This is a genomic window from Nitrospirota bacterium, from assembly GCA_040756155.1.
Lineage (GTDB): Bacteria > Nitrospirota > Thermodesulfovibrionia > JACRGW01 > JBFLZU01 > JBFLZU01.
The window spans coordinates 21,009-32,400 of record JBFLZU010000001.1; the positions used below are offsets into that span (position 1 = coordinate 21,009).

Below are 11,392 nucleotides of genomic sequence, written 5' to 3' on the forward strand. Positions count from 1 at the left end.
TGACGAGATCATCCTCTATCCCCTCCCCTTCACAACGAGAGACATCCACAATAACCTTATTCTTGAGAATAATCCTGACAATATCCCTATCCTCATCAAGTATAACGAAATTTCCACCGATAGATTCAATAATAATTCTTCCGAAACTTTTTGCACTAACACCGCATATAACAAAGTCCCTATCGTAGTTTGTCTTTCCAAGCATAAGGTCTCTAAGGTATCCCCCAACAAGATAGATATCCGCAGGTAGTTTCTCTGCGAGGTCAAAGATATGCCTGTTGAGGCTGTCTTCGAGGATTAAACCTTTTAGTCTCTCCATCTGCATATTGACATATCTCCTGATAAATGTTAGCATTTTACTAAAACAATGTCCAAAATTATTATATCTGCTGACAAAGTCTTGCCCATTACTTCTCTTCCGTGTAACAGGTCTGCGGTTGTAATAGATGGTGATACAATTATCGAGATAGGAAACGCTGAGTCAATTATAGAGAAACATAAGGACTCCTCTACCGTATTAAGGTTAACAAATGTAATCCTTATGCCAGGGTTAATCAATACGCATATCCATCTTGAATTATCAGGATTTGCAGGTTTAATATCTGAGAAGAACGATTTTTTTGACTGGGTAGAAAGACTCATATCTGTAAAGCTAAATACGAAGAGAGAGTCGTATCAAAGTGGCTCATTAAAGGGATTAAAGGAGTTAATCAGGACAGGCACAACTACTGTAGGTGAAATCACAAGCGAAGATGTAAGCCCATATATTCTTGCAAAGAGTGGTATGAGGTGCAGGGTCTTTTTTGAGGTAATAGGACCTGATTCATCAAACTCTGACACAGTCTTAAATAGCACCATTAATAAGATAGAGCGATTCAAAGAGATGATAAATGAACAGCGGATTCTTACAGCAAAGATAGGGCTATTTCCTCATTCGTGTTATTCTGTATCCACCGACCTGCTTTTAAAATGCAATAGATATTCGTTAGAATATGATTTACCTATGTCGGCGCATATTGCAGAAACCAGTGAAGAGTGTAATTTTCTGAGCAATGGCACCGGGAAACTGAAAGAGATGCTTCGCAGGATAGGTGTAACATCGTTTCCAAATACATTCTCAGCACCATCCCCTATTGATTACCTTGACAGAATTGGCTTGGTAAGTAAAAACCTTATGGCAGTGCATGCAGTCCACCTATCAGAAAGCGACATAGAGACAATAGCCAATAAAGGCTCATCTATTTCTCATTGTCCGAGGAGTAACAAAAATCTAAACACTGGAACTGCACCAATAGATAGATTTCTGAAATCAAATATAAATCTCTCACTCGGAACAGATAGCCTCGCAAGTAACACAAGCCTCGATCTCTGGGATGAAATGACATTCGCATATAACCAGCATAAGTCATCAGGCGTAACTCCTTATGATATATTCAAGATGGCAACAATAAATGGTGCAAAGGCATTATTGATGGAGGCTGAGGCAGGCTCTATTGAGAAGGGTAAAAAGGCGGATATAATAGCCGTGAGACCAAAAACAGAGCACAGAGCAGGAGATATATACCAGTTCCTCCTTGAGAGAGGTGTTGATATAATGATGACGATGGTCTCTGGAAGGATGTTGTTTATGCATCCTGAATTGGTAATTGAACGGAGATGAGTGTAGAAAAGATAAAAAATAAGATTATATCGAGTGAAAGACTTTCGAGAGAAGATGTACTGGAACTTTTTCTTTCAGACGATATATTCTCCATCGGGAAGATGGCTCAATGGGTGGCTGAAAAAAAGAATGGAAAGTTCGTATATTTCATACATAACCGCCACATAAACCCTACAAACCTATGTGTAAACAGATGCAGGCTCTGTGCCTTCAGTAAGGATAAAGGTGACCCCAATGCATACACGATGTCTCTTGAGGATATAATGGAAAAGGCACGGAATTCAGAAAAAGGTATAACCGAATTCCATATAGTAGGTGGGTTACACCCCGAATTAAGTTTTGACTATTACATCCAGATGTTAAAGATGCTTAAGGAGGAATTTCCTGATATCCACATACAGGCATTCACAGCTGTGGAGATAGACTATTTCTCAAAGATATCAGGACTTGATGTAAGAGATGTCCTCATAAAACTTAAAGAGGCAGGTCTTGGCTCACTTCCAGGTGGAGGTGCAGAGATATTCGATCCATCTGTCAGGGGTGCAATATGTGAAAAAAAGATAAGTGGAGAGAGATGGCTTGAGATAATGGAGATTGCCCATACCCTTGGTCTTAGATCAAATGCTACGATGCTTTATGGACATATAGAAGATTATGGGCAGAGGGTTGACCATTTGATTAAACTGCGCGAACTTCAGGATAAAACAGGAGGGTTTCAGTCATTTATACCTCTATCGTTCCATCCCTATGGTACTGAAATAAAAAAATCATACCTTACAACAGGCATAGATGATTTAAAGACTTTGGCTATATCAAGATTGGTTCTGGACAACTTTGACCATATAAAGGCATTCTGGATAATGCTTGGAGAGAAGATTGCACAGGTATCCCTTTACTTTGGCGTAGACGATATTGATGGAACAGTAGTAGAAGAAAAAATAACCCATGCAGCAGGAGCAACCAGAGGGGAAGAACTCACAAAAGAGGATCTGGTCGATATGATTAAAAGGGCTGGAAAGATACCTGTAGAGAGGGATACCATTTATAATGTAATACAAGTCTTTGATTAAAAGAGTCTTTTGAAGTTTAAGATCGTCATCTTAGTTTTTCAACAGACTGTTACATGGTAACATAAAGAAAACTAAAGATGGATATTCCGCCTAAGACGGCCATAACACACCCCACAATCGCCAATATCCACCCTATACCCCTACGACCTACTGCCCTGACTCCATAGTCTTGTGCTATATTGTTAACTCCGTTTAAGGCATGGAAAAGTCCAAAAATCAGAATTCCAATATCAACAAAAATGAATGTCAAGGTGCGAAGCCGTATGGCCACATCGCTAAACTTAACGACCTCGCCAAGGGTTTTATAATGAAGTAACCAGAAGTGCACTCCCAACAGGAAGATAAGTCCAACACCAGTAAGTCTCTGGAGCACCCATGCAATGGCACTGCCGTTTTTATTCATATTTGACTCCTCCCTTCTCATTTAACTATCTCAGGCAATAATCTGAAAACAGACCATATGAATAGAATACCAGCGATTGCCATCCCTGACCAGAAGATTTCTTTCTGGTAGCGAATCCCTATGCCCAAATCGAACAGAATCAGCCTGAGCCCATTTATTCCATGAATTAGAACTACTGCTAAAAGGCCTAAATCAAATATCAGAAATAAGTTAGAACTCATGAGCGTCTCCAGGAGACTGTCGAATGAGGCTTGACCTGTGAGAATTGCTATGCTCATCAGGAAAACATGTATTAACAAATATGCTACCAGAGTTAATCCTGTTATACGATGCAATAACCATGCCCACATCCCAACCGCCATAGGCTTCCATATCTCTGGTTTATAAACATATTCAGTCTTTAATGAGATATCCAATCCTTGACGTGTAGAAGTGCTAATTTCCTTCAATTAATGTCACCTCCTAACCTTATCTATAACAAAGATAACTATGGGACAATACTCTTGACCACGATATCACCGATTATATCTGCAGCCTCGTCTCCCCGGTCTGCTGCATTGCTCAGATGACGGTAGATTTCTCTCATCTTTAACATATAAACTACATCGTTACCTTTAAAAAGGTCTGCGAGGGAACTGTGATATGCACTTTCCATCGTGTTCTCCAGCGCCTTCGCCTTAGTGGCCTTCTCCAGGGCAATGGCAGGATATTTCTGTAAGTGTTGTATAGCACTGTTTAACTCTCGACCAGCATCTCTCAGTATTCCTACCATTTCACGTATATGGTCATCAGGATTCACACCATAAATCTCCATCTCATTGACGGTAGTGTTGGCATAATCTACCAGATCATCTATAGCCCTCGAGAGTGCAAAGATATCCTCTCGATCTATAGGAGTAACAAAAGTCTGATTTAATTCCTCAATAAGGATACGCCTCAAAGTGTCTGCCTCCTGCTCTATTACCCTCACCCCCTCCCCATTCTCTGGGGTGTTGTCCTCCACATATTTTTTTAAAGCCTCCAGACCCGCTTGGGTCTTGTTAGATTGATCAAGAAGCATCTTAAAAAAATCTCTTTTTTTAGGAAATATCCCCATTGGCTATTACCTCCAACTTAAGTGCTTATAGCTAACTAAATAAGTCAGCAAGACGTCTTTTAAATTTTAATATGTTTTGAAATTACGAGATGTCATACCAGTTTGTCTACCAGAAACTTTATTGCCAGATAGATAACTATACCAAGCACTCCCGCAGCAGGTATTGTAGTTATCCATGTAAGCAATATCTCACTCACCACTCCCCACCGTACAGCATTTATCCTCTGAGCGGACCCTGCACCCATCACTGAGGAAGAAATTACCTGTGTAGTACTTACAGGAAAACCAAACAATGCCGCTAAATAAATAACTGAACCAGAAGAACTTTGTGCACTAAAACCATGCACAGGCCTGATCCTATATAACTTCATCCCCAGCGTCTTGATTATCCTCCAACCTCCAGAGGCTATACCAAGGGCTATAGCAGTGGAACAGGCAAAGATAACCCACTTAGGTACAATAAACTCACCTTCAGGCGATGGACGATAGAAATATTCTATTGTCTCGGGAGACATCTGGTAGAGGATAATCAAGGACATGGTGATAGCACCCATAGCCTTCTGAGCATCGTTGGTGCCATGGCTCAGAGCTAAACCAATGGATGATAATATCTGCAATCGCCTGAAAATCCGATTGACTCTGGTAGGCATTACATTTGGAAAGAGCGTAAAAATAGCCTTGGTAAATAAAAACCCTGCCATCAAGCCTGTGATGGGTGTGATAGCCAGCATTAAGATAACAGTTTCCACAGTAGGCCAATGAATTGCTTCAACCCCTGAAGCTATTAAGACAGCACCCAATATTCCACCTATTAAGGCATGGGAGGAACTGGAAGGCATACCAAAATACCATGTGAAGAGGTTCCATACAATTGCTGCCAAAAGAGCTGCAAAGACCACCGAAATGGTAATAAGACTTGTTTCAATTAACCCTTTGCCGATGGTCTTTGCCACTGCAGTGCCAAGAAAATAGGCACCAATAAATTCAAAGGTTGCCGCCGTAATTACAGCACCCTTAGGTGAAAGTGCACCAGAAGAGATCATGGTAGCCACCAGATTACTGCTGTCATGAAAACCATTGCTGAAATCGAAAAACAGTGCAATAAAAACAATCGTGACTGCTATAATCAATACCAAGGTATCCAAAATTACAATCGCTCCTTAATAACCTTTTTCTCTTCCATTGCTTTTCACACTTGCTTAATTTTTAAAAATACTGTTAAAGGAATGATAAATGTAGATACCCAAAGGTCAGCCAGCCAAATCCTGAGATTAAAGTCAGAGTTTCGCCAAATTTTTCTGCCAGAAACACAACCGGAAGTTGAAAAATACTCGAAATTCCGCTAAGAAATGTTTTAATAAGACCTGCTTCAGAGAAAGATAGGTTTAATTCTTTTGATATGAAGGGAATCAGAACAAATATTGCATAGACATACCCGTCTTGAAGAAAATGGAGAAAAGAACACCTTATAAGAATATTTTTTCTCTGTTCTAAAGACATGTTCTAAATCTAAATTAACTTGAGGAAAATCCCTTTTAAGAAGGCAAGTATTTCCCTTCTTTCTCCTTCATCTCCAGAGTACCCTGAAGCTCAAAAATATGTTTCATGGGGACAATCTTATCTTCTATGGTGCTGATACATCCAGTCCTTTTTATCTCTTCAAAAACATCCTCCATCGCCTTAACTGCTGCTCGGAGACCATGATTCGCATAAATCACCATCTTAATTCCTAATTCTTGCAGTTCTTTTATAGTAATCATTGGATAGTTGGTGGGAACTACTACCAATGGAACATATCCTTTCCACCGTTTGGTGAATTCTACAATTTCTTCAGGGGTACTTTTTTTAGAGTGTATCAAAATGGCATCTGCACCAGCATCCACATAGGCATTAGCCCGTTTTAACGCCTCATCCTGACCCCAGCCAGCGATTAGTGCCTCGACTCGGGCGATTACCATAAAATCTTTAGACTCTTGGGTATCTTTTGCTGCCCTGATTTTTCCCTGAAACTCCTCTATAGAAGTAAGACGTTGACGCCCTCCTTCAAGCAGGCTATTGTCTTTTGGAAATATCTTGTCCTCTATGCATACTGCCGCAATCCCCGTAGCCTCGAACATCTTTACCATGTAGATTACGTTATTGGCGTTCCCATAGCCTGTATCGCAATCCGAAACAACAGGGATGGAGACCGCTTCGTTCATCTGTCTGGCTGCTTCCAGAAATTGAAACATACTCACAATATTGGCATCTGGAAGGGCGTATGAAGCCGAAATCTCCAAACCACTAGCCCACACACCTTCAAATCCAGCCCTCTCTATTAACTTTGCCCCCAAGGCATTATGGGCTCCCACGATTCTGATGACCCCTGGACGTTTAAACAATTCTCTTAACCGTGAGGCTTTATTTTCTTTATCCATATCTATATTAAATTCCCCCCTTTTCTCTATACTAATGTTAATACCTAAGGTTATAAAGAACTAACCCTAAACCTATGAGCATCACTTGAAAAGTTGCCATACCACCTTTCTTTTTAACTGTGAAATATAGTCGGATGGGTCGATATCTTTAGGACAAAACTTTTGACAATTAAATATTGTGTGGCAGCGATAGATTCCATCTTCCGTAGCTACTACCGCCAGTCTCTTTTCCATTGCTCCGTCACGAGAATCAGTTATAAACCTGAATGTCTTTGTTATAGCTGCTGGTCCCAGGTAGTCTTTTCTGAGGGAGACGGTTGGGCAAGCCCCGTAACATATGCCACAGAGGAGACAGTCAATAGAACCATCGATTTTCTCTCGATTCTGGAGGCTTTGATAATATTCTTTCTCAGGTGGTTGTTCCTTTGGTATCAAATAAGGCTCTATAAGTTTGTAATTTTCGAAAAAGGGCTTCATATCCACAACAAGGTCTTTTAGGATGGGAAGGTTCGATAAAGGGCGAATGCTCACCATATCAGTCTCCAGGTTGGCAATCAACGTGCGGCAGGCAAGTCTGAACTGACCATTGATATACATCGAACATGAACCGCATATAGCACAGCGACAAGAAGATCGAAAGGCAAGAGAACTGTCCAAATTCTCTAAGATATAATAGAGCCCTTCTAAAACTGTCATTCCCTTTTCCACAGGCAAGTCAAATTCATCAAAATAGGGATCACAATCATTCTCCGGGTCGAATCTAAACACTCTAAATTTCATGATTAATATTCTCTTTTTCCTATACCAAATTTAGTTATCGTAACTGGCTTATAGGAAAGGATTACTTCACCATCAATGAGTCGAGCTACGGTGTGCTTTAGCCAATTCTTATCATCCCTTTCTTTGTAATCAAGGCGCGCATGGGATCCCCGACTCTCTTGCCTATTTAGGGCACCCATGACAATGACCTCTGAGATGGTGAGAAACCCTTCGATATCCAAATGCCATAATAAATCGTAGTTATACCTGCGACCTTTATAAGGGGGTCTTACATCTTCATAGCGCTTTTGCAGTTCTCTTATTTCATTTAATGCCTGCCTCAAGTCCTGTTCTTCGCGAAAAATTCCTACTCTTGTATCCATTATAGTGCCCAGTTCTGATTTGATTTTATACGGGCTTTCCGTCCCTGTTCTCTCGAAAATTCCTTGAAACCTCATTTCCTGCTTCAAAAGGGCCTCCCGGTAGATTCCATTTCCGGCAGATTTAGGACGCCCATTTGCTATATATTCGCTCGTCCTTCTCCCTGCTCGCCTTCCAAAGACAATCGTTTCCATAAGAGAATTTCCACCGAGTCGGTTTGCCCCATGAATGCTAACACAAGCACATTCCCCGGCAACAAAAAATCCATTGACCTCTGTATCAGTATTATAATCGCAGTCAATACCACCCATAGACCAATGAGCTGCAGGCTGAATAGGAATCGGTTCTTTAACTGGATTGATTCCCCTGAATTCCATACAGGCTTCGTAAATGCCGGGAAATCGTTTTTTGATGGTATTGGCACCAAAATGCCTCATATCCAGATATATGTAATCCTTGCCTCCTACCCCCCGTCCTTCATTGATCTCAGTCTGAATAGCACGAGAAGTAATATCCCGAGGGGCTTTTTCCATGATTGCCTCGGAAACGTATCTTGACATGAACCTTTCTCCCAGATCATTCAAAAGATATGCACCTTCTCCCCTCGCTCCTTCGGTCAGAGTTAGGTTGAGTCCATAAAGAGTAGTAGGATGAAATTGGACAAACTCCATATCCTTCAGTGGCAACCCTGCTCTAAAAGCCATGACTACTCCAGAAGCTGTTGAGGTTATAGAATTGCTCGATTTTGGATAGATACGCAAATTTCCTCCTGTACAAAAAATCACCGCCTTGGCTTTGAAAGCCTCTAATTCCCCCTCAGGTAGACTATAGGCTACTATCCCCCTACAAGTCTGATCTTCCACAATTAATTCCAGAACAACCCATTCTTCGTAGATTTTGATATTTCTCTTGATAGTCTGCTCATACAAGGTATTGATAAGATAAAGACCAGTCTTATCCGCACCAAAGCAAGTTCTGGGAAAGCCTGCACCTCCAAAAGGTCTTTGAGCTATCTTTCCATTAGGAAAACGGCTGAAAGGACATCCCCAATGCTCCAATTCGTATAGATTCACAAGAGCCTCTTTGGCAAAGGTCTCCACAGCATCTTGATCTGCTAAAAAATCGCTTCCTTTAATGGTGTCAAAGGCATGTTTTTCCCAATTATCCTCTTTTCCCTCAGGATGATTGGCTAAGGATGCATTGATCCCCCCTTGTGCCATCACTGAGTGGGACCGTAGAGGGTGCACCTTGGAAACAACAGCCACATCAAATCCACAATCATGGGCCTCAATAGCAGCTCGCAATCCAGCCAGTCCACCCCCAACGACAACAATATCGTGGGAGAACACCGAAAATTCCTCCTCCATTTAATTTAATAGTTTTTCTCCCTGGGCCTTTCTATCCATTGTGGAGCCCAGGGAAGTGGTTTAATCTTAAGCATATCGTATATCTTCTGTCTTTCTTCTATCGCCTTTTTCCTGAGATTTAAGTAATGGTTATTCCCATGTGCATCGATTGCAACGAACAAGGGACCATAGTCCTTGATTTCGCATTCCAGAATCGCCTGGGAGTCTAAATCAGGCCAGAAGACGTTGATAATCTTGGCTCGTGCATCGTAATAGGCAGCAGCACCTCCTACAACCGATAAATAAACACAGCCATATTTTCTGCAAGCCTCGGTTGTTCCTTCCAAAAGTCCACCCTTACCTATAATTGCACGGCACCTATGTCTTTCAATCAAAATCGGCATCCATCTCTCCATCCGGGTACTTGTAGTTGTTCCCATCCCACTGGTGAACACCCACTTATCTCCTTCCTTTTTATAACCACAAGCCTCGTGAAGAACAGGATAGCCCTCATAATTGACACCTTCGGGTAGAGGGATACCATCATCGAGCTCCCTCCCTAAGTTCCTGTCCCGAATTCCCCACAATTTTCCAGAAATATAAACAGTATCCAATAATTTTAGCTCTCTTATTTGCTTCTCTGAAATAGGAGTCTCTAAATGCCATACTTTACTCATATCCCTTACCTCCAAATTCCCAGATATATTCATATCTGCCGTCTGGAAAGAACCGCACCCCCGATCTACGATCAGCCCAGCACTGCAAAGCAACGCTCACCGGGTTTTGGGTTTCATGAACCCCTGCTATCTCCACATGAACTGCCAATGTTGTCGTATCCCCACCTAACCCCATGGGTCCTATATCAGTAGAGTTTATGGCATGATATAGCTCCTCTTCTAACCCGGCGACCATGGGATCAGGATTCGGTTTTCCAACAGGCCTGAGCATGGCAATTTTTGTCAATTTTGCACATTGATCGAATGAACCTCCGATCCCCACACAGGTAACCGATGGGGTACAGGGTTGCCCCCCAGCCGCATAAACACTATCAATTATGAACTTTTTTATCCCATTCATCCCCTGTGCAGGAACTAACATAGCCTGAAAGCTCTGATTCTCCGAGCCAGAACCCTTGGATATACACATTACCTCAATATAGTCTGCATCTGGAATCCAATCCCAGTAGATATTGGGATGGGTATTACTGACCTGCTGACCATCTTTAAGTCGAGTGATAGGATGAGACAAGGTTTTCCTATACATCTTTTCATTAGAACATCGCCTTACGCCTTCTTTAATTGCCTCTTTGAGTTTATTTCCGTCGACTTGTAGCTTGGCACCTAAATTTACGAAATAGGTTTGCATTCCTGTATCCTGGCATATCGGTATCTTTTTTCCTCCCCCAATCTTAATCGCTTCTAACATTACTCTCAGCTTTTCTTTGGCAATCTCATTTCTTTCTCTATCACAGGCATTTTTTAAAGCCTTTATTAGATCCGGTGGAAAGACCGTCAACGCTCTAAAATATAGGTTCCCCATCATTTCTTGAAACTTGCCATAAGGAAAATCCATTGTTTCAACCCCTTTCCACCAAACTATTCACAAACAATTTCCCTTCCTTCAATTTCTTCAGTTCTTCGATTAACTCTTCTCTTAGTGGGATTCCTTCTTTCAACTTTCTTTCCCGAGTAAGGTACTCTACCTCTCCAGGCAAAAATATTTCATCCACCCCTTTTGCCTTTTTAGCTTGTTTAATTTGATTCTTAAGATCTTCCACCTTATCTAAGAAGCATTCGTAATCCCCAAAATTTGCTGGATCTATTGCCAAAAAAAGGTCTCCTTTTGTTCCTTCGTGCTCCATATCAAAAGTCCCTTTTACACCTTTTCCCACAGATGAACCTGACAGTGCCCCCGTTAGAATGTCTACCATTATTGCCAGGCCTGACCCTTTAGCTCCTCCGAAAGGAAGTAGCGCCCCTTCAAGAGCCTCTATTGGATCTGTTGTTATCTCTCCGTCTTTATTGATTGCCCATCCTTCAGGGATTCCTCCCCCTTTCTCCATAGCCAGCACAATCTTTCCTCTTGCTACAACACTGGTTGACATATCAAGAATCATCGGATGATCTCTGGTCGGAACAGCGATGGATAAAGGGTTGGTCCCTAAAATTTTTTCCGCTGCTCCGTAGGGAGCCATGCCTGGTTCTGTATTTGTCATGCAAATTCCAATCATTCCCTTTTTAGCCATGATTTCCGTATAATA

General features: G+C 41.6%; 13 protein-coding genes. 2 read left to right on the forward strand and 11 right to left on the reverse strand.

What is annotated here, in order from left to right:
- The coding region (locus AB1488_00100; GenBank protein ID MEW6408508.1) for a hypothetical protein at nucleotides 1-325 on the reverse strand (325 nt) is incomplete at its 3' end.
- A 42-nt stretch (nucleotides 326-367) separates the two neighbouring features.
- Here AB1488_00100 and AB1488_00105 point away from each other — a divergent pair.
- Complete coding sequence (locus tag AB1488_00105) at nucleotides 368-1,660, forward strand: amidohydrolase family protein (GenBank protein MEW6408509.1); 1,293 nt, start codon at nucleotides 368-370, stop codon at nucleotides 1,658-1,660.
- Nucleotides 1,657-2,730: an aminofutalosine synthase MqnE gene (mqnE, locus tag AB1488_00110; protein ID MEW6408510.1), complete on the forward strand. Its 1,074-nt coding sequence runs from the start codon at nucleotides 1,657-1,659 to the stop codon at nucleotides 2,728-2,730. Before AB1488_00105 ends, mqnE begins: the two co-directional genes overlap by 4 nt.
- A gap of 49 nt (nucleotides 2,731-2,779) precedes the next feature.
- Here mqnE and AB1488_00115 read toward each other — a convergent pair whose 3' ends face one another.
- The 10 genes from AB1488_00115 to AB1488_00160 all read right to left on the reverse strand — a co-directional run.
- Nucleotides 2,780-3,133, reverse strand: a complete 354-nt coding sequence (locus AB1488_00115; GenBank protein MEW6408511.1) for a hypothetical protein — start codon at nucleotides 3,131-3,133, stop codon at nucleotides 2,780-2,782.
- Between the two features lie 17 nt (nucleotides 3,134-3,150).
- Nucleotides 3,151-3,582, reverse strand: a complete 432-nt coding sequence (sdhC, locus tag AB1488_00120) for a succinate dehydrogenase, cytochrome b556 subunit (protein ID MEW6408512.1) — start codon at nucleotides 3,580-3,582, stop codon at nucleotides 3,151-3,153.
- Between the two features lie 38 nt (nucleotides 3,583-3,620).
- Nucleotides 3,621-4,229, reverse strand: coding sequence for a DUF47 family protein (locus tag AB1488_00125; GenBank protein ID MEW6408513.1), 609 nt, complete (start codon nucleotides 4,227-4,229; stop codon nucleotides 3,621-3,623).
- Nucleotides 4,230-4,321: 92 nt separating this feature from the next.
- The gene (locus AB1488_00130) at nucleotides 4,322-5,374 is read right to left on the reverse strand and encodes an inorganic phosphate transporter (protein MEW6408514.1); all 1,053 of its coding nucleotides are present in this window, start codon (nucleotides 5,372-5,374) and stop codon (nucleotides 4,322-4,324) included.
- A gap of 390 nt (nucleotides 5,375-5,764) precedes the next feature.
- Complete coding sequence (gene aepX, locus AB1488_00135; protein MEW6408515.1) at nucleotides 5,765-6,646, reverse strand: phosphoenolpyruvate mutase; 882 nt, start codon at nucleotides 6,644-6,646, stop codon at nucleotides 5,765-5,767.
- Nucleotides 6,647-6,727: 81 nt separating this feature from the next.
- The gene (locus tag AB1488_00140) at nucleotides 6,728-7,426 is read right to left on the reverse strand and encodes a succinate dehydrogenase iron-sulfur subunit (GenBank protein MEW6408516.1); all 699 of its coding nucleotides are present in this window, start codon (nucleotides 7,424-7,426) and stop codon (nucleotides 6,728-6,730) included.
- A 2-nt stretch (nucleotides 7,427-7,428) separates the two neighbouring features.
- Entirely contained in the window at nucleotides 7,429-9,153 is a 1,725-nt protein-coding gene (locus AB1488_00145) for an FAD-dependent oxidoreductase (protein MEW6408517.1), read from the reverse strand.
- Nucleotides 9,154-9,158: 5 nt separating this feature from the next.
- Nucleotides 9,159-9,809, reverse strand: coding sequence for a fumarate hydratase C-terminal domain-containing protein (locus AB1488_00150; protein ID MEW6408518.1), 651 nt, complete (start codon nucleotides 9,807-9,809; stop codon nucleotides 9,159-9,161).
- On the reverse strand, nucleotides 9,802-10,674 hold the full coding sequence (locus tag AB1488_00155) for a fumarate hydratase (GenBank protein MEW6408519.1): 873 nt from the start codon (nucleotides 10,672-10,674) through the stop codon (nucleotides 9,802-9,804). Before AB1488_00155 ends, AB1488_00150 begins: the two co-directional genes overlap by 8 nt.
- A gap of 34 nt (nucleotides 10,675-10,708) precedes the next feature.
- Nucleotides 10,709-11,392 (reverse strand): Ldh family oxidoreductase (locus AB1488_00160; GenBank protein ID MEW6408520.1); only part of this gene is annotated, 684 nt, incomplete at its 5' end.

Excerpts from the sequence above, each read along its gene's own strand:
- AB1488_00105 (MEW6408509.1), top strand. The coding sequence starts at position 368 with ATGTCCAAAATTATTATATCTGCTGACAAAGTCTTGCCCATTACTTCT.
- mqnE (MEW6408510.1), top strand. The coding sequence starts at position 1,657 with ATGAGTGTAGAAAAGATAAAAAATAAGATTATATCGAGTGAAAGACTT.
- AB1488_00115 (MEW6408511.1), bottom strand. The coding sequence starts at position 3,133 with ATGAATAAAAACGGCAGTGCCATTGCATGGGTGCTCCAGAGACTTACT.
- AB1488_00125 (MEW6408513.1), bottom strand. The coding sequence starts at position 4,229 with ATGGGGATATTTCCTAAAAAAAGAGATTTTTTTAAGATGCTTCTTGAT.
- aepX (MEW6408515.1), bottom strand. The coding sequence starts at position 6,646 with ATGGATAAAGAAAATAAAGCCTCACGGTTAAGAGAATTGTTTAAACGT.
- AB1488_00140 (MEW6408516.1), bottom strand. The coding sequence starts at position 7,426 with ATGAAATTTAGAGTGTTTAGATTCGACCCGGAGAATGATTGTGATCCC.
- AB1488_00145 (MEW6408517.1), bottom strand. The coding sequence starts at position 9,153 with ATGGAGGAGGAATTTTCGGTGTTCTCCCACGATATTGTTGTCGTTGGG.
- AB1488_00150 (MEW6408518.1), bottom strand. The coding sequence starts at position 9,809 with ATGAGTAAAGTATGGCATTTAGAGACTCCTATTTCAGAGAAGCAAATA.
- AB1488_00155 (MEW6408519.1), bottom strand. The coding sequence starts at position 10,674 with ATGATGGGGAACCTATATTTTAGAGCGTTGACGGTCTTTCCACCGGAT.